The 25418-nt window shown below is 39.4% G+C and carries 25 protein-coding genes, 10 tRNA genes and 4 pseudogenes; 6 read left to right on the top strand and 33 right to left on the bottom strand.

The window, feature by feature from the left end; genetic code table 11:
- Nucleotides 1-20: 20 nt before the first annotated feature.
- The 12 genes from comGG to tgt all read right to left on the bottom strand — a co-directional run bounded on the left by comGG (nt 21) and on the right by tgt (nt 9906).
- Nucleotides 21-434, bottom strand: coding sequence for a competence type IV pilus minor pilin ComGG (comGG, locus tag HT711_RS08480; protein WP_173250011.1), 414 nt, complete (start codon nt 432-434; stop codon nt 21-23).
- The gene (comGF, locus tag HT711_RS08475) at nt 412-873 is read right to left on the bottom strand and encodes a competence type IV pilus minor pilin ComGF (protein WP_173227095.1); all 462 of its coding nucleotides are present in this window, start codon (nt 871-873) and stop codon (nt 412-414) included. The genes comGG and comGF overlap by 23 nt, the downstream gene beginning before the upstream one ends.
- Nucleotides 836-1138, bottom strand: a complete 303-nt coding sequence (gene comGE, locus HT711_RS08470; RefSeq protein ID WP_000413380.1) for a competence type IV pilus minor pilin ComGE — start codon at nt 1136-1138, stop codon at nt 836-838. Before comGE ends, comGF begins: the two co-directional genes overlap by 38 nt.
- Nucleotides 1101-1505, bottom strand: a complete 405-nt coding sequence (gene comGD, locus HT711_RS08465; protein ID WP_275690475.1) for a competence type IV pilus minor pilin ComGD — start codon at nt 1503-1505, stop codon at nt 1101-1103. Before comGD ends, comGE begins: the two co-directional genes overlap by 38 nt.
- Nucleotides 1498-1824 carry a comG operon protein ComGC gene (gene comGC / locus HT711_RS08460; protein WP_083989313.1) on the bottom strand — a complete coding sequence of 109 codons (327 nt, stop codon included), beginning with the start codon at nt 1822-1824 and terminating at the stop codon, nt 1498-1500. Before comGC ends, comGD begins: the two co-directional genes overlap by 8 nt.
- 1 nt (nt 1825) lies before the next feature.
- Nucleotides 1826-2842 carry a competence type IV pilus assembly protein ComGB gene (gene comGB / locus HT711_RS08455; RefSeq protein ID WP_173250027.1) on the bottom strand — a complete coding sequence of 339 codons (1017 nt, stop codon included), beginning with the start codon at nt 2840-2842 and terminating at the stop codon, nt 1826-1828.
- Complete coding sequence (comGA, locus tag HT711_RS08450; protein WP_173250009.1) at nt 2790-3731, bottom strand: competence type IV pilus ATPase ComGA; 942 nt, start codon at nt 3729-3731, stop codon at nt 2790-2792. Before comGA ends, comGB begins: the two co-directional genes overlap by 53 nt.
- Before the next feature lie 76 nt (nt 3732-3807).
- On the bottom strand, nt 3808-4173 hold the full coding sequence (locus HT711_RS08445; protein WP_173250007.1) for a DUF1033 family protein: 366 nt from the start codon (nt 4171-4173) through the stop codon (nt 3808-3810).
- A 150-nt stretch (nt 4174-4323) separates the two neighbouring features.
- Entirely contained in the window at nt 4324-5382 is a 1059-nt protein-coding gene (locus HT711_RS08440; protein WP_000649457.1) for a zinc-dependent alcohol dehydrogenase family protein, read from the bottom strand.
- Between the two features lie 161 nt (nt 5383-5543).
- Nucleotides 5544-6695, bottom strand: coding sequence for an N-acetylglucosamine-6-phosphate deacetylase (nagA, locus tag HT711_RS08435; RefSeq protein ID WP_173250005.1), 1152 nt, complete (start codon nt 6693-6695; stop codon nt 5544-5546).
- A 151-nt stretch (nt 6696-6846) separates the two neighbouring features.
- Nucleotides 6847-8664: an acyltransferase family protein gene (locus tag HT711_RS08430; RefSeq protein ID WP_173250003.1), complete on the bottom strand. Its 1818-nt coding sequence runs from the start codon at nt 8662-8664 to the stop codon at nt 6847-6849.
- Between the two features lie 99 nt (nt 8665-8763).
- On the bottom strand, nt 8764-9906 hold the full coding sequence (gene tgt / locus HT711_RS08425; RefSeq protein ID WP_173250001.1) for a tRNA guanosine(34) transglycosylase Tgt: 1143 nt from the start codon (nt 9904-9906) through the stop codon (nt 8764-8766).
- Between the two features lie 116 nt (nt 9907-10022).
- Here tgt and HT711_RS08420 point away from each other — a divergent pair, with 116 nt between their 5' ends.
- Nucleotides 10023-10880, top strand: a complete 858-nt coding sequence (locus tag HT711_RS08420) for a DUF975 family protein (protein ID WP_173249999.1) — start codon at nt 10023-10025, stop codon at nt 10878-10880.
- Nucleotides 10881-10908: 28 nt separating this feature from the next.
- Here the strand turns inward: HT711_RS08420 and pcp are convergent, their stop codons facing one another.
- From pcp to HT711_RS08365, 11 genes and pseudogenes are all read right to left on the bottom strand, one after another.
- Nucleotides 10909-11553: a pyroglutamyl-peptidase I gene (gene pcp / locus HT711_RS08415; RefSeq protein WP_173234898.1), complete on the bottom strand. Its 645-nt coding sequence runs from the start codon at nt 11551-11553 to the stop codon at nt 10909-10911.
- Nucleotides 11554-11670: 117 nt separating this feature from the next.
- Complete coding sequence (locus tag HT711_RS08410) at nt 11671-12033, bottom strand: DUF1304 domain-containing protein (protein ID WP_173234900.1); 363 nt, start codon at nt 12031-12033, stop codon at nt 11671-11673.
- Nucleotides 12034-12043: 10 nt separating this feature from the next.
- Nucleotides 12044-12469 carry a MarR family winged helix-turn-helix transcriptional regulator gene (locus tag HT711_RS08405; protein WP_173234902.1) on the bottom strand — a complete coding sequence of 142 codons (426 nt, stop codon included), beginning with the start codon at nt 12467-12469 and terminating at the stop codon, nt 12044-12046.
- Between the two features lie 197 nt (nt 12470-12666).
- Nucleotides 12667-13869 (bottom strand): LysM domain-containing protein, encoded by a 1203-nt coding sequence (locus tag HT711_RS08400; RefSeq protein ID WP_173249996.1) that lies wholly within the window; start codon nt 13867-13869, stop codon nt 12667-12669.
- Between the two features lie 165 nt (nt 13870-14034).
- The gene (locus tag HT711_RS08395) at nt 14035-14655 is read right to left on the bottom strand and encodes an HAD family hydrolase (protein ID WP_173249994.1); all 621 of its coding nucleotides are present in this window, start codon (nt 14653-14655) and stop codon (nt 14035-14037) included.
- Between the two features lie 3 nt (nt 14656-14658).
- Nucleotides 14659-15939 (bottom strand): MATE family efflux transporter, encoded by a 1281-nt coding sequence (locus HT711_RS08390; protein ID WP_173249992.1) that lies wholly within the window; start codon nt 15937-15939, stop codon nt 14659-14661.
- 60 nt (nt 15940-15999) lie between these two features.
- On the bottom strand, nt 16000-17484 hold the full coding sequence (gene thrC / locus HT711_RS08385; protein WP_173249990.1) for a threonine synthase: 1485 nt from the start codon (nt 17482-17484) through the stop codon (nt 16000-16002).
- Nucleotides 17485-17559: 75 nt separating this feature from the next.
- On the bottom strand, nt 17560-18837 hold the full coding sequence (locus tag HT711_RS08380; protein ID WP_173249988.1) for a gamma-glutamylcysteine synthetase: 1278 nt from the start codon (nt 18835-18837) through the stop codon (nt 17560-17562).
- 366 nt (nt 18838-19203) lie between these two features.
- Nucleotides 19204-19626: pseudogene (locus tag HT711_RS08375) on the bottom strand (transposase); the annotation flags it as partial.
- A 196-nt stretch (nt 19627-19822) separates the two neighbouring features.
- Nucleotides 19823-20041: pseudogene (locus HT711_RS08370) on the bottom strand (tetratricopeptide repeat protein); the annotation flags it as partial.
- 63 nt (nt 20042-20104) lie between these two features.
- Nucleotides 20105-20557: a helix-turn-helix domain-containing protein gene (locus HT711_RS08365; protein WP_164226430.1), complete on the bottom strand. Its 453-nt coding sequence runs from the start codon at nt 20555-20557 to the stop codon at nt 20105-20107.
- A 320-nt stretch (nt 20558-20877) separates the two neighbouring features.
- Here HT711_RS08365 and HT711_RS08360 point away from each other — a divergent pair.
- The 5 genes and pseudogenes from HT711_RS08360 to HT711_RS08340 all read left to right on the top strand — a co-directional run bounded on the left by HT711_RS08360 (nt 20878) and on the right by HT711_RS08340 (nt 24372).
- Nucleotides 20878-21350: pseudogene (locus tag HT711_RS08360) on the top strand (hypothetical protein).
- A gap of 40 nt (nt 21351-21390) precedes the next feature.
- Nucleotides 21391-22593 (top strand): replication initiation factor domain-containing protein, encoded by a 1203-nt coding sequence (locus HT711_RS08355; protein ID WP_164226431.1) that lies wholly within the window; start codon nt 21391-21393, stop codon nt 22591-22593.
- A 2-nt stretch (nt 22594-22595) separates the two neighbouring features.
- Nucleotides 22596-22982, top strand: coding sequence for a hypothetical protein (locus tag HT711_RS08350; RefSeq protein ID WP_164226432.1), 387 nt, complete (start codon nt 22596-22598; stop codon nt 22980-22982).
- A gap of 59 nt (nt 22983-23041) precedes the next feature.
- Nucleotides 23042-23236, top strand: a complete 195-nt coding sequence (locus HT711_RS08345) for a DUF3173 domain-containing protein (RefSeq protein WP_000598356.1) — start codon at nt 23042-23044, stop codon at nt 23234-23236.
- A 3-nt stretch (nt 23237-23239) separates the two neighbouring features.
- Nucleotides 23240-24372 (top strand): annotated as a pseudogene (locus tag HT711_RS08340) (tyrosine-type recombinase/integrase).
- Between the two features lie 72 nt (nt 24373-24444).
- Here HT711_RS08340 and HT711_RS08335 read toward each other — a convergent pair.
- The 10 genes from HT711_RS08335 to HT711_RS08290 all read right to left on the bottom strand — a co-directional run bounded on the left by HT711_RS08335 (nt 24445) and on the right by HT711_RS08290 (nt 25394).
- Nucleotides 24445-24528 (bottom strand) — tRNA-Leu (locus HT711_RS08335).
- Nucleotides 24529-24537: 9 nt separating this feature from the next.
- Nucleotides 24538-24609: transfer RNA gene (locus tag HT711_RS08330), tRNA-Gln, on the bottom strand.
- A gap of 13 nt (nt 24610-24622) precedes the next feature.
- Nucleotides 24623-24695: transfer RNA gene (locus HT711_RS08325), tRNA-His, on the bottom strand.
- Between the two features lie 14 nt (nt 24696-24709).
- A tRNA-Trp gene (locus HT711_RS08320) sits at nt 24710-24780 on the bottom strand.
- A gap of 4 nt (nt 24781-24784) precedes the next feature.
- Nucleotides 24785-24865 (bottom strand) — tRNA-Tyr (locus HT711_RS08315).
- 12 nt (nt 24866-24877) lie between these two features.
- Nucleotides 24878-24950: transfer RNA gene (locus tag HT711_RS08310), tRNA-Phe, on the bottom strand.
- Between the two features lie 3 nt (nt 24951-24953).
- Nucleotides 24954-25027: transfer RNA gene (locus tag HT711_RS08305), tRNA-Met, on the bottom strand.
- 10 nt (nt 25028-25037) lie between these two features.
- Nucleotides 25038-25127, bottom strand: a tRNA-Ser gene (locus HT711_RS08300).
- 87 nt (nt 25128-25214) lie between these two features.
- Nucleotides 25215-25288, bottom strand: a tRNA-Ile gene (locus tag HT711_RS08295).
- Nucleotides 25289-25323: 35 nt separating this feature from the next.
- Nucleotides 25324-25394, bottom strand: a tRNA-Gly gene (locus HT711_RS08290).
- Between the last annotated feature and the right edge of the window lie 24 nt (nt 25395-25418).

Below are 25418 nucleotides of genomic sequence, written 5' to 3'. Positions count from 1 at the left end.
GCACAAAGTAGCTTGATTGGCTAGAAATTCTCTTTCTTTTCAGGCTTCTCTTCTGATTTTTTCTTCTCCACTTTTTCGCTTGAATCGGTCGCTACCTCTTCCTTTTTATCTCTTTTCTCTTCTTTAATTTTGACGGAAGGAAAGATAAATTCATATTGGCTCTTAGGCGTACGAACCGTCGTCACCAAGTTTGTTTTCTTATTTTGATAACTCACCTGACCCAGATTAAAGGCCTGTTCCCCACTTTCTTGCTCAACCTTATCTTTGATTCGCTTGGCCATGGCAAAAGCAACCAACTTTTCTTTATTTAAAGCATAGTCTTGATAGTGGGCGACTTGTCGGTTCAAGTAAAATTGTAACAAAAGACTAAAGATGGCTGCCATAGTGACTGCATAGATGAGAACACCTGCCTTAACTTTTTTCTTTTTCCACACGATAGATAAATTCCCTTTCTAAGCCTTTTTGGAACTGGAAACGAAAGCGAACCACTTGATTGTCCTCTGTAATCTGTGCGGATTTGAGGCCATAAACCATCGGCTGATAACCCCGTCCACTGGCATCTGTTTTACGAAAATCGTCTGACTTGGACTTACCGATAGCGATGTCCTTGCCATCTTGCTTCATATAAATGCGATTGCCTTCCACTTTTTCAAACTGCGAACAGTCTAATTCTGCCTCCAACTGGTCCACAAACAAGAGCCACTCTTTTTGCTCGCTTTGTTGCTGGTAGCGAACTTCTGAAATGAGGAGCTGACTCATGGCTTGAAAGAGAAGTAAACTTCCACTGATGACAACCAGGGCAATCAGGGATTCTAACAGGGTAAAAGCCTTGACCTTATGGCTCTTTGATAGCCAACAACTGTTCTGAACCATGATAAACCTCCAATCCCTTTTCACTAGAAAACACCTGAATCTCAACTCCATTTATGTTTACCTGATTTTGACCTGTCTGCAAGGCCATCTTAGCTACCCTCAAGACTTCTTCCTTTTGCAAGATTTTTGCTTCTTCTTGCCTATTCTTTTGAATTTGTCCCAAAAGGAGGGTCGCAATGCTGGCAAAGATAGCTAGAGCGACTACTGCTTCCAGTAAAATCACTGCCCTAATTTTTTGTTTCCTTAATGCGTTTAATTTTTCCATTTCCTAAATATAATTGATAGCGAATCGCTCCTTTACTGGTCTGAAATTCAACCTTAGCCAGGGACGAATTGCCCCCAGCTCGGTCAAATGTGATGCTTTGGCCTGATGGTGCCTGAATTCCTTTAGGAACTATCAACTTTTGACTGCCATTGCTAATGGTCTGCCCATCTAAGTTCAGACTAGTCTTTTGCTGACTGGCTACACTGCGTTTTTGAGTTTCCCGATAGAGTTCTTCAAACTCCATAAAGAAAATCTGTTCCTCTACCGCCGCAAAAGTGGACTGGACAGAGCCTGACAAGCCCAAGGCAAGGATACTCACAAGTCCCAAAACCAAGAGACTTTCAAGCATGGTAAAGGCCTTAATCATTGACTTTACGATTTGCCCCTCCATTTTTTGTATAGTATTCATTATAGGCTTTAGCCTGTTCAGGAGTAATACGCCCATCTGCTTGTAACTTACTTAGGCTAGCATCTTCATTTTTTTCTAAGCTATAAAGCTCTGCCTGGCTTTCCACCACCTTAACAACAGCAGCTTTTCCTTTGTCGTTGACTGCTTCTTTTTGCTTGGTCAGATTAGGTACAAAGAGTAAGAGAAGCACACTGATGATGAGTAAGACCACCAACATTTCCACAAGTGTAAAAGCCTTCACTTTCGCTTTTTTCAAGAATGTCATCATTTTTTTCATGTTAAAAATTTACCTCCATATTTTGATACATGGGCATGAGCATTGCCGCATAAAGTAAAACGATAATCAGAGCCACAAAGATAAAAACCAGTGGCTGCACCAGATTCATGGTGCGGTTGACTCGGGTAAAAAAGGCTTCCCAAGTTTTTTCAGCATAGATTTCCAACTCACTACCCAGCTTGGACTTGACTTCTCCATACTCGATAATGAGACTCAACTCCTTTTTAAAGAAAGGATAGGTTGCTATGGTTTGAGAAAATTCCCAGCCATTTTGTAGGGATTGAGCTAAGTCTTGACCGATTTCTTTAAAGAACTGGGAACCTTGTTCCTGCATGATTTGAAAAATCTGCGTCAGCTCCATCCCCTGTGAAATCATATTACCCCACTCACGCGCATAATAAGCTGTCAGATAGGTCTGAACAAAAATTCCAAAGAAGGGAAGGCGTGCTAAGATAGAAAAAACTCGCATCTTAGAACTTCTTTTATAAAAAGTGAGTGCTAAAAGTGCAAGTAGAGAAACAAATCCTACCATGCCTAGAAAAATTTGTGGCAGATTGCCGATAATTTGGGTGGCAATATTACTACTATCCAGTTGTGGTAGTAGATAGTTCCGTAGCCCCAGCATGATTAAGAGAAGAAATCCCAGTAAAATCAAGGGATAGGTCGCTACTTCAATTAATTTTTTCTTGACCTTGGCTAGATTGTCCAGATACTCTTCTATCTTTCCCAAACTCAGGTGGAGATTTCCATGGACTTCCGCTAGGGATAACTGAGTGACAATGGCACTTGAAAATCCCAAACTAGCCATCATTTCTGAGAATGATTTCCCCTGAGACAAGCCCGTGCGCATCTGGGTCACGCACTGCTTATCCAACAAAGCACTCCTATCTAAAAAGGAGATGGTCTCCACCAGATGAAAACCGCTGGAAAAGAGATTGTTAAACAAGGTGATGATATTTTTTTGCTTAGCTGTAGCTAATTTTTTCCGTTTCAGCTTGAAGGCTTGTGATATGTCCATCTTTAAGAAGCTGGTCAATCTGTTCATTCCAGCTAGTTGGCTGGTGTTCTTGATAGTCTTTGTTTGCAAAGTCAACGATTCCTCCTCCCCCGATTAATCTCTGATAGCAGACTCCCTGCAGAACGACTGCCAATTCCTCCTCACTCACACCCAACTCCAACAGGCGCTCATAAACACCTCGAATACTCTTGGCGTGAATGGTTGAAAAGACTGTCGCACCTGTCAAACTAGCTCTGACCACTGCACGCGCCGTCTCGCTGTCACGAATTTCTCCGATAATCAAGAGATCTGGTCGATGACGCAAGGAAAGTTTGATTAGATTTTCATAGGTTAGGCCGATTGCTTCGTTCAACTGCAACTGAAGCATATCGTCCTGCTTGATTTCGACAGGATCTTCGATGGACATGACTTGCTGTCCTTTAAAGAGGGACTTGGCCAATTCGTGCATCAAGGTCGTCTTGCCACTTCCGACTGGACCAGCAAAAAGATAGAGTCCCCGTTGCCTGTACTGCTTGCCTAATTCTTCAATATCCTGAAACCAAAAATGCAAGTCCTGCTCCTCATCGTGCAACAAACGGATAACCAAACTCTCATGCCCCCGATAATCGCCTACAGTAGATAAACGTAGAGACGCCATCTTCTGGTCATAGGCATAATCACAGGAACCAAGTTGACTACGTCGCTTTTCTCCAACATTCATACCAGCTACAAACTTAAAGTGACTGATGACGGCCGCAAACTTTTCAAAATCATAACAACCAATTTTACAGCGCTCGTCTCCTACCCTCATATGAAGCTCATAGGCGTCTAACTTGGGGACAAAATAAATGTCTTGCGCTCCTTTTTTCCGGGCTGAACGAATGATTTCTTGTGCAATTTCTTGAACCATACTTACCTCCTCACCTATACTATTCGCAAAGATTTGGAAAAATAAAAAAAGCAACTCCAAAAAAGTTACTTTTTCTCTATTTTAATTTTATACGGCAAGAACGGTGCCTTTCCTTACCTGTTTGTTTTTCATAGCCTGGGCGTAGTTTTTCATCTGGGATAACCTGCTCATCCTGTAAAAGAGCCAAAGAATGGTATTGTTGTAAATACTCGTCACATTCATCGCACCAGCGTTGGTCTTCTGGATCCCAAAAAATGGTCATCAAGTCACTTCTGCTTTTATAAAGAGGGGATTCTTGTTCTAATTTAAACCAGCAAGTTTTGTAGTATTTGAGAGCATCATAATACTGGTCAAATTTCTTACTAGCTACAATATCTTCTTCCCAACCTTCTAAGAACCACCAGGGTTCGAAATCTCCGTACATTTCTATAACACGATACATATTCATTCATTCCTTTGTACCGTATATTATAACCAATTCCGCTAAACAAGGAAAGAAATATGCTCATTTCTTAATTTCTTGATAAAAAATCCAGCCATCTGATGGATGACTGAATTTCTATTTGCTTGTGTTCCAAAATCTTTTTACTACCTAGGCTTCAGAAATATCGTTTTCGATGATGACCTTAATTGCATGGTGGTCTGCTGCCTTACTGAAGACTTCATAGGCTTTTTCAATTTCACTGAGTTTGAAATAATGAGTTACCAATTTTTCTGGTTCAATCTTATGACTTTCAAGTGCTTTCAACAATTGTGGAGTTGTATTTGTAGATACCAAACCAGTTGTTACATTGATGTTGCGAATCCAAAGTTTATCCAAATCGAATTCGACTGGTTTACCATGTACACCACAGTTGGCAACTGTTCCGTCTATACCGATAATCTTTTGACAGAAATCAAATGTTGCAGGAATACCAACAGCTTCGATAGCGACATCTACACCACGGCCATCTGTCAAATCATAAATTTCTTTAATCGCTTTTTCAGGGTCTGAAGAATTAACCTTGTGAGTCGCACCAAATGATAAAGCAGTTTCCAAGCGGTTATCGTCTAAGTCCACCATAATCAATTTGGCTGGTGAGTAGAACTGAGCTGTCAAGAGAGCAGCCAATCCAACTGGACCTGAACCAATAATGGCTACGCTACAACCAGGTTCTACTTTTCCTTTCAAGACACCAATTTCATACCCAGTAGGCAGAATGTCTGATAGCATAACCAAGGCTTCATCTGACAAGTCTTCTGGAGTGTGGTAAAGAGTGTTATCTGCATGAGGGACACGTAGATACTCAGCCTGCATACCATCAATCAAGTGACCAAAAATCCAGCCCCCTTCGTCTTCACAGTGGGCATAAATTCCTTTTTTACAGTAGTAGCATTTACCACAGGCACAGACACAAGAAATCAAGACCTTATCGCCTTTTTTGAAGTTAGAAACTCCTTCCCCAACTTCTTCCACAATCCCAATCCCTTCGTGACCAAGAATGGTACCACTTTGGCAAGCAGGGACATCCCCTTTGATAATATGGAGGTCTGTTCCACAAATAGTGGTTTTTACGATACGCACAATAGCGTCTGTTGGCTTGCGAATAACTGGTTTGTCTACATCAACAAAAGAAGCAAGTCCTGGTTTAACATAAGTATAGGCTTTCATAAAGCAATCCTCCGTTTTTTATTTGTACTATTTATAATATAATTGTAAGCCTTTTCATTTGTTTATTCAAGTTTTTTTGTGATTTTTTTAGTTTTTTTATTTACCAGTAAAGCAATATAGATAAAAAAGCAGAAGCTAATCTCTAACTTCTGCTTTCTCTCTTATGCTTGATAACGTTTCACACCATCTAGGTAAGTTGCTACCAATTCCAAATCTTTATCTAATACGATAAAGTCCGCATCATAACCTTCACGGATTTGACCACAGACATCATCAATGTGAACAGATTTAGCTGGGTTAAGGCTGGCCATCATGACCGCTTCATGCGGATTCGCAATACCCCATTCGACTACATTTCTCATACCATCTTTAAGTTTGAGGATAGAACCTGCCAAATTACCAGTAGATTTGAGACGTGCAGTTCCATTTGCTACTACAACTGGGAATTCTCCCAACATGTAGTCTCCATCTTCCAAACCACCTGCTGTCATACAGTCTGTGATAAGGGCAATATTTTCAGTTCCCTTTTGCTTAAGTAAAATCTCACAAGCTTTTGGATCTACGTGATAACCATCACAAATCAATTCTGCGTAAGTATGTGGGAGCTCATACATAGCTCCTACCATACCTAGTTCGCGGTGTGTTAAACCACGCATCCCATTATAGGCATGTACCCATACACTAGCTCCAGCATCAACTGCCTTCTTAGCTTGTTCAAATGTCGCATCTGAGTGTCCAAGTGCAACTGTCACACCTTCACCTGTAATAGTACGTACAAAATCTTCCACCCCATCACGTTCTGGTGCAATAGCGATCTTATTTAGCATCCCTTTTGCAGCATCCTGCCAAGAATGAAACTCCTCAACACCCGGGTCTCTCATATAAGTTGGATTTTGTGCCCCCTTAAAAGTTTCTGTGAAATATGGACCTTCATAATAAATCCCACGAATCTTAGCACCACTTGCTTCTTTATAATGGTTTCCAAGATTTTCAGTGACTGCAAGCAATTGCTCATAAGTGGCTGTTAAAGTTGTGGGCAAGAAACTGGTAACACCGGTACTAAGAAGTCCTTCACTCATAGTATGCAATGTACCTTCAATGTTGTTGTCCATCACATCTACACCTGCATATCCATGAATATGAGTATCCACAAGACCTGGTGCAATGCTATAACCAGTATAGTCAAGAACCTCTGCTCCTTCAGGAATTTGATCCACATGTTTCCCAAATTTGCCATCAACAAGTTCTAAGTACCCACCGCGACGAATGCCAAATGGATAGAAAAACTGATCCGCTTTAACGTAATTAGGCATAATAATGACCTCCTTAAAAGATTGATTCTACAATTTATTATGTCAATTACATTATAAACCTTTCTTTTTTATTTGTAAATGGTATAGACCTATTTTCCGGAGATATTTTAAAAGAGCTGGATTTCTCCAACTCTTTTCTCTGTAATACAGGTTATTTTGATTTGACTGGCTTGTCTTGAGCCGTCTGCAAAGCTGTGGCAATCGTATCTGCATACAATTTAGCTCCTGCTTCAATAGTGCTAGTGTCACTTCCGAAATGGACTTGGTCTGTTCCTGCCCAGATTTCTGGATGTTCTTTCGCAACTTGATTCCAATCAGCAACTGTGATATAAGGTGTCTTCTCTGCCAATTCTCTCATATAGGCAGCCGCCTTCTCAACGATTGCATAGGTCTCTTTTGTCTTATCCCCCTCATAAGGAGTCACCAAAACCATATGGTGGCCCTTAGGAAGATTTTTCACGATACTATCCCAATCTTCCTTGTAATTTTCAGGATTATTTACCCCTGTTGCAATGACCACCATCTTAGGTAAAAATTTATTCTGGCTATTATTTAGCATGATTTCATTGGCGGTCTTGGTTGTTCTGCTGACTTGTGCGTTAATCTGTGCTCCAGGAAGGGCTGTCTGCAGGGCTGTATTTGCCCTTAAGGCCACCGAGTCACCAATTAACATAGTGCCATCAGCAATCCCCAAACTATTTGCATCTGCCCGTTCTGTCATCATCTTGGTCTGGCTAATATTTGTTGCAGCTTGCTTCAAACCATTGACAGTTAAGTCTGTCTCAAACGCTCCCACTTGTGGTGCCAACAAAGTCACTAAGAGGACAATGAAAGCCAAGATTCCTGTACTTGTCGCAAGAATTGCGTGAATATAAGGCAGGGGACGAAGAGTTTGTAAAACAGGTGTGTTCTTGCCTGCAATCCACGGCTCCAACACATAAAATGATAGGCTGGCGAATCCATAAGAAAAAATCAAAGTCAGTAACACAGCAAAAAGATTTGAGGTCAACTGTGAGAAAATAATGTAGAAAGGCCAATGGAAGAGATAAACTGCATAGCTAGTATCTGCTAAAAAGCTAATAATCTTTGGCTCCTGTATATGAGGAGTCTTTTCATGTAAGACACGCGCCGCCAGAATCATAGCAAGAGCTGCAAGACTGGCAAGCAAGAAGCCAATAAGATAGGCAAAGAAATAGGTAAATTTGACAAAGAAGGTCAAAATGAGTAAGAAGCCAACCCCCCCTGCAAAAATCAACAGAGTCTTTCGTAAATCCCAGATTTTATCCAACAGCTTGACGAGGGAGGTCGTCTGACGAACGCCTACAATCGTTGCTAGGATACTTCCCAAAAAGAATGGATAGACATGAGTTAAACTGGAGAAGTAAACAGAGGAATAAGAGGTCACTAGAAAACTACCAATAAACATGGAGAAGAAGCTGATCAAGAAGGCAGCAGCAGATAAGAGAAAGACCATCCCCTTCAACTGACCATTTGATTTAGCTTGTTTGGATAAGAACCAAACTGCCAATCCCCAAAGAATATAGTAGTGAACCTCAACTGCCAAACTCCAATTATGAACAAACAAATGAGGAATGAACTGAGATTCATAACTCCCACCTGTTAGCAGTTCATAGAAGTTGGTCATGAAGCCTAAGACACCTGCAATCTGACCCCCAATTCCAGCCACATAATCTTGCCGAACCAAGAAAGTAAAAGGCATGGTCACCAAGATCATCAAAACCACAGGTGGCACAATCCGATAAAAGCGTCTTCTAAAAAATCCTATCAAATCAATCTCATTGTTCTTAGAAAATTCTTCAATGAGTAGAGCTGTAATCAGGAAACCTGAAAATGTGAAAAAGACATCTACCCCGAAAAATCCTCCAGGAAAGATCGTCTGAAAGAAGTGATACAAGAGTACCAAAAGTAAACCTATAATCCTAATCAAGGAAAACCATTTAATGCGCATACGAGTCTATTCTTCCTTTCATTGTACACTTTATTCTATCAAAAAAGAAGAAAAATCCCAAGAGAAAACTTAGGATTTTTAGCTTATATCAATTCCATTTTAGAAATTGCGTCCTGACTTATTATAGCCATATTTTTCCACAAAATACTCACGAAATTCCAAGAGATTGTCAGCCATGATGGCTTGTCGCACTTGCTTCATCAGGTTGAGTAAGAAGTAAAGATTGTGGTAGCTAGTCAAGCGGATACCAAAGGTTTCATCGGCCTTGAGCAGGTGACGAAGGTAGGCGCGTGTATAGTTCTTACATGTGTAGCAATCACACTCAGGATCCAGTGGCGTAAAGTCCTCAGCAAACTGGGCATTCTTGACAACCAAACGCCCCTGACTGGTCATACAAGTTCCGTTACGAGCAATACGAGTCGGCAGGACGCAGTCAAACATATCCACCCCACGAATCACACCATCAATCAAGCTATCTGGTGCTCCGACCCCCATCAAATAGCGAGGTTTATTTTCAGGTAGCAATTGAGTTGTAAAGTCCAAGACTGCATTCATCTCTTCATGGGTTTCTCCCACTGCCAAACCACCGATAGAGTAGCCTGGAAAATCCATGCTGACAAGGTCATGAGCCGATTGGCGGCGAAGATCTTCAAATCCTGCCCCCTGCACAATCCCAAACAATCCTTGGTCATGCGGACGACGATGAGCCTTCAAACCACGCTCAGCCCAACGACTGGTACGCTCGATTGATTTCTTAACGTAGTCATAAGGCTGATAAAACTGAGGACATTCGTCAAAGGACATCATGATGTCTGAACCCAAATTATTCTGAATAGAGATGGCTTTTTCTGGCGATAGGAACATCTTAGAACCATTGAGATGGTTTTTAAAGGTTACTCCTTCTTCTGTGATATTGCGACTATCTGCTAGAGAATAAACCTGAAAACCACCACTATCTGTCAAGATAGGCTGGTCCCAATTCATGAACTTGTGGAGACCACCTGCGCGAGCAATGAGTTCATCTCCAGGGCGAAGCCAGAGATGATAGGTGTTTGATAGGATAATCCCTGAACCCATCTCCTTCAATTCTTCAGGTGACTGAGTTTTGACAGTGGCTTGAGTCCCAACTGGCATAAACATAGGCGTCGGGAAGGTGCCGTGAGGAGTGATGATTTCTCCCAGACGAGCTCCTGTGTGTTTTTCTTTCTTAATCAAACGATATTTGATTGGTGAATCTGACATTTTTTACCTCCGAAGCTGGGAAAAACAGTCCCAGTTCATACTTTGTGCCCAAGGGCATACTGTATGATTTTATCAAAAAAAGCCGGAACTGTCACGAACTATGGTATAATGAGAGAATGAAATACCCAAAAATTGATTTAAAAACCATTCGTCTGCAAGCCAGACAATTTCAGGCTGAAAATCCCCGCCTCTTTCTCGTCTATCTCTTACCTAGCATGCTGGTCATCTTGTCTGGCTTTCTTAATCCCTTAGAGCGCATCAACAAGAGTGTTTTAGAACAACCCTTTTTAAGCGTGTTTGGTCATATATTCCAAGCTTACCTTTTTCCACTATTAGTCTCCTTTATCGGAACAATACTTCTAACCAGTTCAGTTTATACAACGCTGAAACTCATCAAGAATCCAGATACAGAACTATCCGTCAAAAATAGTCTGGCTCTATTTGACGAAGAGCACTTTTCACAAACCTTTTTGACTCTTCTTCTCAAACGTTTCTATCTCTTTTTATGGGGCATTCCTAGTTTGCTTGGAATTTACTTCCTTTTTTACAGTAGCTTTTTAGCCAAGAAATTCGTTGCCCTTCACCCTGAGTTTCCCAATCTGGATCTCACGTCAGTTGAAACGGAACGCTTCCTCATGACCTTTGGTCTTTACTTTCTAGCAAGTATCCTCTTGATGGTTGTAGGAAATAGTCTCTATATTCCACAATACTATGCCTATTCGCAGGTAGAATTTCTCCTCTGTGACACCCTAGACTTAGGACAAGCCAAACCAGGACAAATCCTAAAAACCAGCCGTTTCTTAATGAAAGGCTACAAGTTTCAACGCTTTGTCCTAGACTTACAACTCCTTCCTTGGTATTTCCTCAATTGGATTACCTTTGGAATTGCTAGTTTCTCACTCCTACCCTACATTCAAATCAATAAAATGATTTTTTACCGAGCAGTACTGGCTCGAAAACGTCCAAAAGCTTGAAGGTAACCCCTCAAGCCGCTTTTTTCTATCAATGAGTTTCTCCGCCTACCAACTTGAGGTCCTGATCTCCATGTTCTATCATGGCGCCGATTGCCGCTTCTATCCCTCGCCTAATATCCACTAAACTCATAGCTGGAGTAGTCGGTCGATTCACCACCTGTTCCATCATATAAGGAATATGCATAAAACCTGCCTTAACATGTGGAAATTTCTTTTCTACCAAATAGAGGGCCTGATACATCAAATGATTGCAGACAAAAGTACCTGCCGTATTGGAAACAGAGGCCGGCAATCCCTCTTTTTTTATAGCTTGAACCATCGCTTTAATCGGCAAACTACTAAAGTAGGCCGAAGCACCATCTGGGCGAATGGGAAGGTCAATCGGTTGATTGCCATCATTATCAGGAATGCGTGCATCGTCTTGGTTAATGGCCACTCGTTCAGGCGTCAAGCTAGTTCTTCCACCCGCTTGCCCGATACAAAGGACAAAATCAGGTTGATAACGACTCATCTCTTCTTCCAACACTTGGGCCGATTTGTGAAAGACTGTTGGCACTCCTAGCCAACGGACCTCAGCGCCATGGATTTCAGCTGGTAAACCTTTAACGGCCTCTAAAGCTGGATTAACCTTTTCCCCTCCAAAGGGCTCAAAACCTGTCACCAATACTTTCATTTCTAACTCCTTACAACCAATTCCATGAAACTCTTTTTCCGACAATAAAACAAGTATAACATATTTCCCTTATTCTGGAGTAAAAAGGACTAGAGAGACTAAGATTGATCTTTAAACTTATTTAAAGAGAAAAATACTAATCAAGGCCAAAATAGCTGGCCCTCCTTGATTTAAAATAATTTTTTTATCTGCTGTGAGAGAGCCATAAGCCGCCGCCCCAATCACAAATAAAACAAAAATAGTCACAATTTCTAAATTCTGTGAGAAATAAATCCCATACAGGAGAAAGACTCCTAGCAGAACATTATAAATCCCTTGATTTTTAAACAATGAACTTACTGACCGACGAGCCAGTTCTTCCTTTTCCATGTTAAAGACACGACTAGTCGCATCTGATTGCGTTGCAATACTTTCCAAATAAAAAATGTAAAAATGCTCCAAAGCAACAACCGTTGCTAAAATGATTGTCATAATTGACATCTATTTCTTCTTAAATTTCTATATTTTCAATACCTAAAACCAATTTATTTAATAAACGGCTGAGATCTGTTCTCTCAGAATCTGTTAAGATACTTTCCATCGCTTCCTTAACCTTGATATGCTGCAGAGGCGGATTCATCACTAACTGCTCCTTGGCATACTTCGTAGCCTCTACCAACACTTCTCGCTGATTGTCAGGATTGCGATGACGCTCCACCAAACCTTCCTTTTCCAAAATCTTGAAATGTCGTGTCAAGGCAGCCTGATCAATCTGCAAACGCTCCTGAACTGCCATTTGATTACAGGGAGAATTCTCCAGTAAAAACAGTAAAATCTGATACCGTGTCAAACTAATACCAAGTCTTTTTTCAAACAATTGCGTACTCGCTTGCTCAGACAAGCGGAGTTGATACAGTAAATCTTGAATCTCTAACATTTCTTTCCTCTTTTTCTTGATTTATCAATAGTTGACTAATCAATTATAATACGAAGTAAAATAAATTGCAAGAATGTTGCTTCAATCATTACAAAATGGTAACTTTCATTCAAATTGACAAAGAAAAAACGAACGAGACTTGCTCCCTATCACGAAAGCTAGATCTCATTCGTCAAAATGATATTACCAAGTCTGGTTTATCCATTCATTGAAACGTGAACATGGTCATAGTGGTTTTCTGTCACACTACCACGGTCTGGCATTGGATTCCAAGTATTAGCTGGTCCATATTTGCTATCGAATGGAGCATAGAAACGTTGTTTCCAGATGATGTAACTAATTCCACGGCTAGCCATATTTTGAATAGCGTATTCTGCAATCTTATCCCCTAGTTCTGAGCTTTCTGGTACCATAAAGTCGATAGCCAAACCTTTTCCGTGATCTCCGCTGTCTCCTGGACGGTAACCACTAAAGGATGTGATGCCAAACAAGTTGGCGATTTCTTCTTTAAAGGCAGCTGTTTGTGGTTGGAGGCCTGCATTTTCAGATTTCGCTACCGCAAGTCCAGCATAATCGGGCGCAGCTGGAGCTGCGTAAGTTGTTGAAACTGTTTTCTTCTCTTCTGGTTGATAAGTAGAAACTGCTGGTGTAGCTTCACTTGATGCTACTTCTTTTACTTCTTCTAAACTTGTTGCAGTTGTTTCTATTGCTTTTTCTTCTACTGGAGTTGTAGTTGTTTCCACTGTTGACTCAGCCTGAGGGCTTGCTTGAGTTTCATCTTTCTCAGCTGGAGTCGTTGCCTGAGGAGTTGCTTCTTCAACTGGACTGCTTGTTTTGACTGTTTGCTCCGTTGACGTAGAAGTGTTTGTAGATGATGCCACTTCTTCTGCAGTAGTCACTGTCTCTGTAACTTCTGAACTGGATGCTACTTCTTTTGTACTTGTAGTTTCTACCGCTTTTGGAGCTTCTGCAATTGGTTGAGAAAGATCTGCAACTTGAACAGTTTGATCATCAACGGTTACTTGATTGGTTGTCAAATCTGCTGTCGCAGTTGTCACTTCCTCACTAGAGTCTGCTTGAGGAGTTTGAATTTCAACTTCCGTTACTTCTTCTGCTTCATTGACAGTCGTTGTCAAAACAGTTTCTGGGAAAATCAAGTCCATATTGGTGATTTTATTCAAATTCGCAAGAACTGTGACATCTACACCCAAGGCTTCTGCAATGGTGCTCAAAGTATCACCATATTGAACGGTATAACTTGTTTTGTTATCCGTTTTAGTCAAATCATTTTGGATTTGCTCAACACTACGTGCAGTCCAAAGAACTTCTTCTGCTTGGGTTGCCAATACTGGAGCAAATGACAAGGCTACTGTTGAGGCTAATAATATTCTTTTCTTCATTCTTTCAAATTCCTTTCAAATGAGTACCTGACTATGATAACACAAAAAATGCAGAAAAAAAGCCCTCTCGGGCCTATTTAACAGAACTGTCCATTCCTTGTAACAAACTCGGTTACTTGAAATAGTTTGTTAGGTCTCTGTCACAAAACTGACACAATCTTATCGTTACTTACTCTCAAAAATATGAGGCATGTCTGTTAGTACTTGAATCCTATGATTGCCTCCATAAGACGACTCTAAAAAGTTGAGACTTTGAATCCCACTATTCTGGGCAAATTCCACATCCAGAGCCCGATCCCCTATATAATAGGTCTTCTCAGAATCCAACTGATACTTGTCTAACAGATAGGTAGCCGCTTCTGAACTAGGTTTACGCGCAAAGCCACTCTGATTGGTTAAAATCTCCGTAAAATAGGACTCCAAACCCAAATCTCTGAGAATGGTAAAAGCATTATCTCCTTTATGAGTGTAAACAAACTGCTGAATTCCTGATTCATCTGCCCAAGCTAGCACCTCACGCGCACCTGGCATCAAAACTACCTGAGCATTCTTCTCAGCCAGACTCTGGGCACGCACCTGATTTAGCACTTCCACATCTAGCTTTCGCTCTTCTGCCACCTGCACAAGCAAATCCTGCACCGAATACTTGAGGATAAACTCTCTCACCTTCTCCCTATCATAAGGAATAACAAACTGACCAAAAGTCTCCTCAATCCCTGATAAAATTGCTTCGTAAGAGTCCAATAAAGTCCCGTCTAAATCCCAAATAAAAGCTGTTTTTTGCATTTCCTATCCTTTCAAGCTCATATAACGCTGGTAACGGTAACGTAGAAATAACCAACGAAAACCATTATCCAAAAGGGTTCCGGCCCAAATACCGGGCAAGCCCCAACCAAGCACAATCCCCATCAGATATCCTGTTCCAATGCGGATACACCACATTCCTATACTTGTCGCATAAAAGGGAAGTCGAGCATTGCCCAAACCCTGCCAGACTGCTGTATAGATGACTGTTCCTATCGTCATAGGAGTACCAAGTAATGAAAAAAGTGTCACTAAAACACTAGCCTCCACCGCTAGAGGATCAGTCGTATAGAGATGAGTTAATGGTACACCCAAGGCATAGATACTAAAGGTCAAAGGCAACATGAGAATCAGAGAAAGCCAAAAGGTTTGCTTGCTCAAACTAGCGACTCTTTTCCAATCATCTTCTCCAACCGCTCGAGCCACTTGCATGACTGTTGCTGTAGCCACACCAAAGGCAGGCATATAGTTAAACTGGGTCAAGACTTCTCCGATTGCATTTCCAGCCACCGCCTCCGTTCCAAAAGAAACAACCAAGGCAATGATCACGACATCTCCAGCCCGCATCATGAGACGTTCTCCAGCTGCTGGTAAAGCCAAGGTCAACAATTCCTTATCTAAACCAAAAGTTGGCTTCGCATAAGGCAGTTTTAATTGTGACCACAAAATCACAAGACCTACCAAACGAGACAGAATAGTCCCCAAAGCAACACCAGCTATCCCCATATCCAGGATAAAAATAGCTAGACTGGAAAAGAGAATATTCAAGGCATTGGATAAAAAACTAACATAGAGAGGCAAACGTGGATTATGCGTTGCACGAATCAAAGTTCCCAGACTAGTCATTAAACCTAAGAGAACAATCGATCCGCCTACCAAAGATAGATAGAGTCCGCCACTCTCAGCTACATCCCTCTCCGTTCCCAAAAGTCCAATCATCTCTTGCCCAGCGAAGATGGACAAAGCTCCTAAAAGGAAACTTAATAATAAGGTAATCTTCAACGCCTCAGTCACATGGTAGGCTAGCTTAGACTGATTCTTCTCCCCTAAACTCTTTGAAATAACACTGGAAATAGCAGCTCCCAGAGCTATGAAAATCGCCTGATAAATCGTGATAATATTGCCAGCTACTGATACACCCGAAATAGCTATCAAACCCAAGTGAGCAACCAGATAACTGTCCACCATACCCATGAGCATCTGCAAAAAGTTTTCGCCCATAGCTGGCAAGGCAATATTAAGAATGTCTTTATTTTTCTTAAACAATCCTTCCTCCTGATGAAAAGAAACTCAGTTGGTTTCCCAACCGAGTTTACTCTCTCTGTCTTAAAGTCCTAGATAAGCCTCAACCGCTACTTGCATGTCTGTTGCTGCAACAGTTGTCTTATGACGAACAGGAGCTGTCTCAAGCCCATCAACTGCTGGTGGCACTGCAACGCCTGAGATTTCATGTAATTGAGCCAAGGCTTCAAAGTCAGTCAAGCCAACTTTCCCTGTTACAGCTTCTACTGCAACTACTGGGAACTTGTATGGACTAGCTGTTGAAGCAATCACTGTCTTAGTCGCATCGCCAGTAGCAGCTTGGTATTTTCTATAAACTGCTGAGGCAACCGCCGTATGGGGATCCTCGATATAAGAATCTGACTCATAAACACGCTTGATTTCTGCTGCTGTTTCTTCCTCAGTCGCATATTCAGCTGCAAAGAGGTCAAGAATCTCTGCATCAAAGTCTGTCAACTCATATTGTCCTTGCGTGTTCAAGGCATTCATAAGTTCAGCTGTCTTAACCGCATCATTTCCTAAAAGATGGAAAATCAAGCGCTCCAAGTTTGAAGATACCAAAATATCCATAGATGGACTAGTTGTTACTTTAAACTCACGTTTCTTATCATAGACACGAGTTTTAAAGAAGTCTGTCAAAACATTGTTGTCATTTGAAGCACAGATCAATTTACCAACTGGGAGACCGATTTGTTTGGCATAAAAGGCAGCCAAAATATTTCCAAAGTTTCCTGTTGGTACTGTGAAATTGACCTTATCACCAGCCACAATCTCACCAGTCTTGACCAACTGAGCGTAAGCATACACATAGTAGACAATCTGTGGCACCAAACGACCAATGTTCATAGAGTTAGCAGATGAAAATTGCAACTTGTTGGCCGCTAATCTTTCACGAAGAGCCACGTCGTTAAACATGTGCTTCACATTTGTTTGCGCATCGTCAAAGTTACCATCAATAGCAATAACATGAGTATTGTCGCCAGTCTGAGTGGTCATTTGCAACTCTTGTACCTTACTGACACCATCCTTTGGATAAAAGACGATAATCTCAGTACCAGGTACATCCGCAAATCCCGCCATAGCAGCTTTTCCAGTATCACCAGATGTCGCTGTCAAGATAACAATCTTGTTCTCCAAACCATGTTTCTTAGCAGCAGTCGTCATAAAGTATGGCAAAATAGACAAGGCCATATCCTTAAAGGCAATCGTTGAACCATGGAACAGTTCCAAGTTGTATTGGCCGTCTAATTTCACCAAAGGCGCGATAGCTGGAGTATCAAACTTGCTATCGTAGGCATTGTTGATACAGTAGTCCAACTCCTCAGCTGTAAAGTCATCTAAAAATGCTGACAAAACTATCTTAGCAACTTCCTGGTAAGAAGCATCTTTCAATTTGTCAAAGTCCAAATCTATCTTTGGATAAGTAAGCGGTGTAAACAAACCGCCGTCCGTCGCCAAACCTTGCAAAATAGCTTGGCTAGCAGTTACTGTATTATTGGCATCACGCGTTGATTGATAAACTAATGTCATTACTCTCTATCCTTTATCTATAGTCTCATCCATTATATCATGATTTTTCAGAAAATTCTCCCTTTATAAGAAAAATTATAGGCTCAATTCTTCTTTCAAAGGCTGTAAATAAGTCGTTTCTTGCTTATTTCTCATCACTAGCCCTTCCTCAGCTAGCAGGAGTAAGTCTTTGGAAAATTCAATAATCGCAGTTTTCTCCTCATATGTTAGCTTTTTCTTAGAAAATTGTCGCCTTAAAGACTTATAATTTCTTCCAAATGCTTTAAAGAAAGGTGCGATTTCTAAGTAAGATTCAAGTTTCTCTAAATTAACTAATAATCCCAAGTGAAAAGCTGCAGAAGCAAAAGTTCTATCAAAAGGCTGAGTACACACACTACGAAACTCAACTGTTCCGCGAGTCGTTAAGTCTTGGTACTGATAACTACGATGGGTTTCAAAATCCTTCTCTTGAGGATAAATCAGAACCACATCCCCATTAAGTGCATATGCTTGGATTTCAGGTGTAGCCAAATAGGCCCTTGCCTGAATCGGATAAAAATAAAAGGTTTGTTCATCACGTTCCGCAGTAAAAATTGCAGAATGATCTAGATAATCAAAAAAATCATCCTCATCTTTAAAGAGGCTAGCATTGACACCAACATTCTCTGGATAGATACCATGCATCGATTCTTCCCAGAAAATATCCCTTGAAATTTTGGTATCCCAATCCGCACCTGAAAACTCAGAATTGGCAAATAAATAAGCCTTAACTGCTTCAATTTGGGTAAAAGCATTCATCACACGTAAGTAATTGGATTTTGAAACATCCAGCTGAACCTGACTCCCGCAGATAAAAGCACCATATTCAGGGAAATGATGCAAGTCTGATTTAGTCACATTTCTACTCAAATTCAAATAGTCCATCAGCATGCGATACCGTGGATAAGCCACTGGACAATTCTCATTTTTATCCCAGTTAGGATGAATACCGCAGCCAACGATAGCATGATTTGATTCAGCTAACTTTTTCTGGATCACTACCATATAATTGTTAAAACGATTTTCGACCTCTTGAATTGTTTCAGCCTTACCAAATGCAAACTCAATCGTTGTATAGGAAACTTCAAATAAAATAGCATCCTGACTTATCGGATCCACTAACTGGATCGGATTGCCAAAATCATCTACCTTTTCTACAGTGAAATCCAGAGCGGAAAGTAAATAATGAAATAAATCTTTTATAACTTCAACATCTGTAGCATCCCCTTCCAAGTTTACAACAGGATATTCCAGCTCAATCCCAACAAACAATTCAGGGTTTTCTTTAATATTTTTCAAATACCGATGTTTTAATAAATCGATAGAACGAGACATACTTCCCTACACTTTCATAATCTAAATAAAATTTGAATAACTATTATTATAGCAAAAATAATATAAAAAAGGAACGAAGATTAACTACGTTCCTTAGCTCTTTACTATACCGGCGGCCGGGGTCGAACCGGCACGTCCTTGCGGACACTGGATTTTGAGTTCCATAACTACATTTTTTAAATCTTATAACCTTGATTTAATAGGGTTTTAAGAATTTTGAATCTTGCAAAATAGGCTTATTTTTCAAATTTTAGTAACTTTTTGGTAACACTTCATACCTTATCGTCCTAAGAGCATCATCAGAGAATAGAGGATATGTCCCAACCGGTCATATTCATACAAAGGTATTCAAAACAAAAGATAACGATCAATTAAACCAGCACACAAAACTTGATTGAGAACCTGTGAAATAATCTCAGAAATGAGCTCTTTATCTTGAAAACGACGGCTGTAATTCTTTCCGTATGTAGTAAAATGAGGAACCTTGTCGTCTAAGGTTAGTCCAAAAAACCAGCGATAAGCCACATTTACTTCAATGTCTTTAATGGTTTGGCGCATGGAGCGAATGCCATAGAAGCATTGAATCAAAGGGGTTTTGACTAACATGACAGGATCTAGACTAGGACGACCATTATCTGGACTATAGGTATCTTCTACCAAATCATAGATAAAGTCAAAATCAACCTCTGAGTCCACTTGTCGAAGAAAGTGATCCTTTGGGACTAATTCGTCTATCATATAGAAACCATATTGGCGTCGATTATAATCTGGTTTTTCTTTGTGAAACATAGGAAATACCTCACAACTCTTCTTAGCTCTATTATACGATTTTGCACAAAGAAAAGCCCTTGGAAACTTGTGTTCCAAGGACTTTGTCTTCAATCTGAGACAAGGATAAAACACCTTGTCTTTTTAAAATACTAGCAACTTAGACTAACATAGTTTCAAAGCAAAAACAAACTAATGTCAAAATCTAAATGCCAAATCATTCATTAATAAATTCCTCAATTTCCTTTATCCCTTCAAACTCTTCAACACTTTCGAAAAGTTCTATAGCTCGTTTGAAATGTCTATTGGATAATTCCGTATCTTCCAAGGCTAAATAGATTTCACCTAACCCTCTATAGCTACAAGCTTGAGAAATCACATCATCAGTCTCTAAAGATTGTTCCAATGACAGATTCATGAATGTAAGTGCTTCATTAAACAAAATTATTCAACAAGAATATACTAATCTCTACTTATTGAGACTTAATCTTATAAACCATCAATCTGCATTAATATAATCATAAACCTCTTTAAAGAGAGTTTGTAATATTTCTTGCTCCTCTTCATCTAAATTATTTTCAGATACTAGATCATCCAAATACTTAGGTAAAGTAGAATAGTTTTTAATTCCATTCATGACAATTGCAAATTTTAGATCATCTAGTTCAGTTTTATTAAACTCTTTTAACTTCTTCAAATCAATTCTAGTGATTGGATGTGGGACAACATCTAGAGTACTATAAATCGTTTTTCCTAATAAATAATCTGTCGTGGTATCAAATAATTTTGCTAATTTGACAACCGCTTCTAAATTAGGCTCTAAAGTTCCGTTTTCCCAACGAGAATAAGTACCTTGTTGTACATCAATCATCTCAGAAACTTGTACCTGTGTTAACTTCTTACTCTTTCTCAGTTCTTTAAGACGATCTCCAAAAGAATTATTATTAAACATTGTATCCTCTTTAATATTCGATTCTGCATATTTTAGCTTGACAAAATATTCTAAACAGTATAAAATAGAATTATTCCATAAGGAATATTTATTTTAAGATTAAATATTCCATTGAGAATATTATAGCATAAAAGGAGGTAAAAGCGTATGTAAATAATAGTCTATTTAAAAATTTTTAATAAAGGAGGTAAGATTCAACAAAATAAAAAAATCTTGAAACAAATGTGCCGTTCGTTCCAAGATCAAAATATAGTATGTAACAATTATACCACAGAAAACTCTTCAGTTGCAGAATAAAATTTCGGAGGGTTCATAAAAAGATGACTAATAAAGAGTTAGTCAATCAAATTTCTGGCCTAAACTCTACCTCTACTCTTAAAAATTGGATTCAACTGATTAAAGAGATAAGTGGCAAGGAATTTAAGAAAATTAAAATTCCTATCAGTAGAAACCAAAGAACTCATCAATTAAGTTATACTGTTGCCTATGACTTTACAGACGAAGACCTTATACAATTTCAAAAGTTAGCTAAACTAAAACTTGAAATAGGTCTAAAAGAGCTATACAAGTCGTATTTGGGAGTATAGCAGATAATGATCATGAATCCCTAAACCAAGTAATAGATGCGCTCTACGATGAACTGAGCGCCTTAAAACAGGAATTTAAGCGAGAAATGCGACTGATAAAAATTGAGAATACCAACCTAAAAAAGAAAATCCAAGATATTGAAGAGTCGATGCAAACCGGCTTACTAGGGTTTGTTCAGAAGAGGTCAAAAAATAGGTCCGGCTAATAGCGAGTTTTCGGCTGAGCCATGAGGCAGAAAGCCGAAAATGAGCGTAGATGCGGACGGACCATTTTTGACCGATAGGGTGTGTAGTAACACCACCCTCTGCAAGTTAGGTGTACCATCGAAAGAATTCAGTATTTCCAAGGGTTTCGGAGATTTTAAGGGTGGCAAAATTAGGCAAAAAGTTGAATCAAAATCTATGGCAAAAAATGAACATTTACGTTCTGTATTTGACTGGATTCAAATTCAGTTTGATAAGACTGAATTTTCGCCAAGAGAAATAATCGAAGACATCCTATTTCTTGACTTTGACCTATTTGTTGAGAATAAGGGGAGCCTTAAATACTATAACTATGATAGCCAGCTTCATTATGGGAATATCCGTATCTACTATGGAGCGAAAGAGTCGTCCTACATGCTTGTCATGTCAGGACAGGCACTCGAGTTCTATAGAGATATGGTATTAGATCCAAATAGTCTGTCCGAAAGACAGTTTCTGAACAACCTCTACTACAATTACAATTACAATCAATTTTCAGTAAGACGAATTGATATTGCAATAGATGATTTTAATGAAACGCCCTATTTCACTCCTAATCAGCTTCTAAAGATTTGTCAGAAGAAACGCTTTCTATATGGAAAAAGCACCTACTACAATACCTACGGAGATGAAACAATCGGCCAGACCTTATATTTAAGAAAACCCAATGATGATGAAAGACTTAGAATTTACGATAAGCGCTTAGAACGAGCTGAGAAGCTCGGCATCAGCAAGCGGTATATAGAAAATTGGATAAGAACTGAGTTAGAACTTAGGAAAGAAAAAGCTCACTACTTCATTCAAGAATGGTTGCATTCAGAAATAGACCTTCTCAACTTTACCAAGGGATATCTCAAGGAAAAAGTGAGGTTCTATAGTGATAGTCACTTCTCAAAACCTTTGAGAACTTGGGAGAAGTTTTTAGGTCACTCAAAACCTGTCTCTATCATTATTTCAAAATCAAAAACAGAACTAGAACAAAAATTAGAATGGTTTACTTATAAAGGTTCAGGGGCTATTCTAAAAGCGTATAAATTTCTATACGACAATAATTTACTGCATGAGTATGAGAAATCTAACTATCTTGCACTCAACAATATGGAATATCCACCAGATTTAGCAAGTGGATTAATAGAAAGGGCAATACTCTTTAAAAGAGAGGATTTGATCCCTACAATCAAAGAAAATATCAAAAGGAGAAATTAACTATGGCAAAAATGCTTTCACAAAATGACTGGAATTTTAATAACATTGGAACAAAATTTGAATTGGATGAAGTCATTCCAAAATTTGAAACGGAAGTCCGAGCTGATGCAAACGGAGAAATTATCAAAAACCGAGATGGTAGCGAAAGACGTTTTAATACCGATAAAATCATTGGTTGGAAATACAATGTAACAATCAAGGATGGACAATTCAAAAAGAAATCAACCCAAGTCTCAGTAGACAATCCAGATGCTTTAGTCGATAATGACTATACCCAAGCAATGGATCAAGTACCAGTTACATTTGACAATTTACAAGCTACTATGATTAGCACGACAATGTATTACAAGGCGGATGCTATCCATTTAGTAGATGTAAAACAAAAATAAGTATAAGACAAGGGGAGTTAATCCTCCCCTTACTTAATCTAATTAGAAAAGGAGATCACATGATTAAAACTGTAACAAAAGATGACCTTATCGAACTTGGATTTGCTCCAGGAACTGCAAGAAAGATTATCCATACTGGCAAATTACTATTAGTGAATCGTGGTTTTAATATCTACGATAACAAACGGATTGGTACAATTCCAGCCAGTGTCGCTGAAGAACTACTAGGAATTGAACTCCAGAAAGAAGCATAATGAATGACTATTCGTAAAACTAAAAGTGGTAAATGGACTGTTGATGTTTCTAATGGTTTCCACCCCATCACACAAAAAAGAATACGTATCATTCGAAAAGGATTAAAATCTAAAAAGGAAGCCCTAGAACTAGAACAACATATTCGAGTTGTAGAATTAAAAGAAAAACAATTTGACTTTGTAGTGACAACGGATATGTTATTCGACTTACTTGAAGAAGATGATTTGAAAAATGGCAGAAAAGTAAGCTACACAAGTACACAAAGAAACAATTATGAGCGTCATATTAAGCCTTATTTTAAAGATACAAATTTAAATAAATTAACGTATGACCATATATTCGAATTTCGTGAATACCTAAAAACAAAACCTAAAAAACAAAATGAAAAGGAAACATTAAGTTATAATACAATTAATAAAATTCTAATTCTACTTAAAAAAATTTTTGATACTGGTATAAGAAAATCCCTCATTGATAAAAATCCTGTTGAGAATCTGAGAAAATTACCAATTAGGAAGCCTAATATCAAATTTTGAGTATAGAAGAATTCACGAGATTTAGAGAACTTATTCGAGATGATGAAATAAGCTATGACCTGTTTTTCGTAATTGCTTTCTTTACTGGGATGAGAATGGGAGAAATCCTCGCATTAAACTGGAATGATATAAATCTTTTAACAAATACGATTTACGTTACCAAAACGGTATACTTTGTCAATAATACAAGCTACATTAATACAACAAAAACACGTTCAGGAACTAGAAATATTACAATAAATCAGAAATTAGTAGAAATGCTAAAAGATTGGAAAGTAAAACAAAAAGAAAAACTTGAGGAATTTACGAAAAATACAGACGAACTACAAATAATACAGAGTACACCAATAACAATTACAAAAAATATGATTGATAAAAAGTTTAAGCAAATACTAGAAAGGGATAAAGATTTAAAGAAAATAAGAATTCATGATTTGAGACACTCTCATGCATCATTACTAATAAATCAAGGAGAAGATTACCTTATTGTCAAAGAAAGATTAGGACACGCATCTATTACAACAACAATTGATACTTATTCTCATTTGTACCCTAGCAAACAGAAAACATTGGCTAATAAACTTGACGATTTATTTTAAAATGGAAAAAATTGGTAACTCAAAAAACAGAGAAAAAAAAGACAAGGTCCGAAAACCTTGTCTTTATTACTATACCGGCGGCCGGGGTCGAACCGGCACGTCCTTGCGGACACTGGATTTTGAGTCCAGCGCGTCTGCCAATTCCGCCACGCCGGCAAATAGTAACTGGGGTAGCTGGATTCGAACCAACGCATGAGGGAGTCAAAGTCCCTTGCCTTACCGCTTGGCTATACCCCAATAATATAAAATAGGCGAGTGATGGGGATCGAACCCACGCATGCCAGAGCCACAATCTGGTGTGTTAACCACTTCACCACACCCGCCATAATTCTATTAACACGGGCAGTAGGAATTGAACCCACACTGAAGGTTTTGGAGACCTTAGTTCTACCTTTAAACTATGCCCGTAAAATGGAAGGGGAGGGATTCGAACCCCCGAACCCGAAGGAGCGGATTTACAGTCCGCCGCGTTTAGCCTCTTCGCTACCCTTCCAAAATATATAAATGGCGCGAGACGGAATCGAACCGCCGACACATGGAGCTTCAATCCATTGCTCTACCAACTGAGCTACCGAGCCTTATTGCGGGAGCAGGATTTGAACCTACGACCTTCGGGTTATGAGCCCGACGAGCTACCGAACTGCTCCATCCCGCGTTAATAAAAAAGGAGGATGTGGGATTCGAACCCACGCACGCTTTTACACGCCTGACGGTTTTCAAGACCGTTCCCTTCAGCCGGACTTGGGTAATCCTCCAAAATAGTTTATACGGGAACAAACCCGTGTCCTCTTAGTGAAGTGAAAAGACAATATTTCAATTCTCTAGTAATGGACTAAACACTATGGGCACGAGTGGACTCGAACCACCGACCTCACGCTTATCAGGCGTGCGCTCTAACCACCTGAGCTACGCGCCCAAGTTAAAAAACTTGGTAATTTAAACAAAGTTCAAAGCGGGTGACGAGAATCGAACTCGCGACAACAGCTTGGAAGGCTGTAGTTTTACCACTAAACTACACCCGCTAAAATGGGAGTTAACGGGATCGA

This window comes from Streptococcus sp. 1032 (assembly GCF_013277015.1).
Taxonomy (GTDB): Bacteria; Bacillota; Bacilli; order Lactobacillales; family Streptococcaceae; genus Streptococcus.
This window is presented reverse-complemented; position numbering and strand designations above follow the sequence as displayed.

Excerpts from the sequence above, each read along its gene's own strand:
- HT711_RS08380 (WP_173249988.1), bottom strand. The coding sequence starts at position 18,837 with ATGTCTCGTTCTATCGATTTATTAAAACATCGGTATTTGAAAAATATT.
- pcp (WP_173234898.1), bottom strand. The coding sequence starts at position 11,553 with ATGAAAGTATTGGTGACAGGTTTTGAGCCCTTTGGAGGGGAAAAGGTT.
- HT711_RS08400 (WP_173249996.1), bottom strand. The coding sequence starts at position 13,869 with ATGAAGAAAAGAATATTATTAGCCTCAACAGTAGCCTTGTCATTTGCT.
- HT711_RS08405 (WP_173234902.1), bottom strand. The coding sequence starts at position 12,469 with ATGTTAGAGATTCAAGATTTACTGTATCAACTCCGCTTGTCTGAGCAA.
- HT711_RS08445 (WP_173250007.1), bottom strand. The coding sequence starts at position 4,173 with ATGTATCGTGTTATAGAAATGTACGGAGATTTCGAACCCTGGTGGTTC.
- tgt (WP_173250001.1), bottom strand. The coding sequence starts at position 9,906 with ATGTCAGATTCACCAATCAAATATCGTTTGATTAAGAAAGAAAAACAC.
- HT711_RS08430 (WP_173250003.1), bottom strand. The coding sequence starts at position 8,664 with ATGCGCATTAAATGGTTTTCCTTGATTAGGATTATAGGTTTACTTTTG.
- HT711_RS08355 (WP_164226431.1), top strand. The coding sequence starts at position 21,391 with ATGAGCGTAGATGCGGACGGACCATTTTTGACCGATAGGGTGTGTAGT.
- HT711_RS08420 (WP_173249999.1), top strand. The coding sequence starts at position 10,023 with ATGAAATACCCAAAAATTGATTTAAAAACCATTCGTCTGCAAGCCAGA.
- comGA (WP_173250009.1), bottom strand. The coding sequence starts at position 3,731 with ATGGTTCAAGAAATTGCACAAGAAATCATTCGTTCAGCCCGGAAAAAA.
- HT711_RS08350 (WP_164226432.1), top strand. The coding sequence starts at position 22,596 with ATGGCAAAAATGCTTTCACAAAATGACTGGAATTTTAATAACATTGGA.
- thrC (WP_173249990.1), bottom strand. The coding sequence starts at position 17,484 with ATGACATTAGTTTATCAATCAACGCGTGATGCCAATAATACAGTAACT.
- comGD (WP_275690475.1), bottom strand. The coding sequence starts at position 1,505 with ATGATTAAGGCCTTTACCATGCTTGAAAGTCTCTTGGTTTTGGGACTT.
- comGB (WP_173250027.1), bottom strand. The coding sequence starts at position 2,842 with ATGGACATATCACAAGCCTTCAAGCTGAAACGGAAAAAATTAGCTACA.
- HT711_RS08395 (WP_173249994.1), bottom strand. The coding sequence starts at position 14,655 with ATGCAAAAAACAGCTTTTATTTGGGATTTAGACGGGACTTTATTGGAC.
- HT711_RS08410 (WP_173234900.1), bottom strand. The coding sequence starts at position 12,033 with ATGTCAATTATGACAATCATTTTAGCAACGGTTGTTGCTTTGGAGCAT.
- HT711_RS08365 (WP_164226430.1), bottom strand. The coding sequence starts at position 20,557 with ATGTTTAATAATAATTCTTTTGGAGATCGTCTTAAAGAACTGAGAAAG.
- comGC (WP_083989313.1), bottom strand. The coding sequence starts at position 1,824 with ATGAAAAAAATGATGACATTCTTGAAAAAAGCGAAAGTGAAGGCTTTT.
- HT711_RS08345 (WP_000598356.1), top strand. The coding sequence starts at position 23,042 with ATGATTAAAACTGTAACAAAAGATGACCTTATCGAACTTGGATTTGCT.
- HT711_RS08440 (WP_000649457.1), bottom strand. The coding sequence starts at position 5,382 with ATGAAAGCCTATACTTATGTTAAACCAGGACTTGCTTCTTTTGTTGAT.
- comGF (WP_173227095.1), bottom strand. The coding sequence starts at position 873 with ATGGTTCAGAACAGTTGTTGGCTATCAAAGAGCCATAAGGTCAAGGCT.
- comGE (WP_000413380.1), bottom strand. The coding sequence starts at position 1,138 with ATGGAAAAATTAAACGCATTAAGGAAACAAAAAATTAGGGCAGTGATT.
- nagA (WP_173250005.1), bottom strand. The coding sequence starts at position 6,695 with ATGCCTAATTACGTTAAAGCGGATCAGTTTTTCTATCCATTTGGCATT.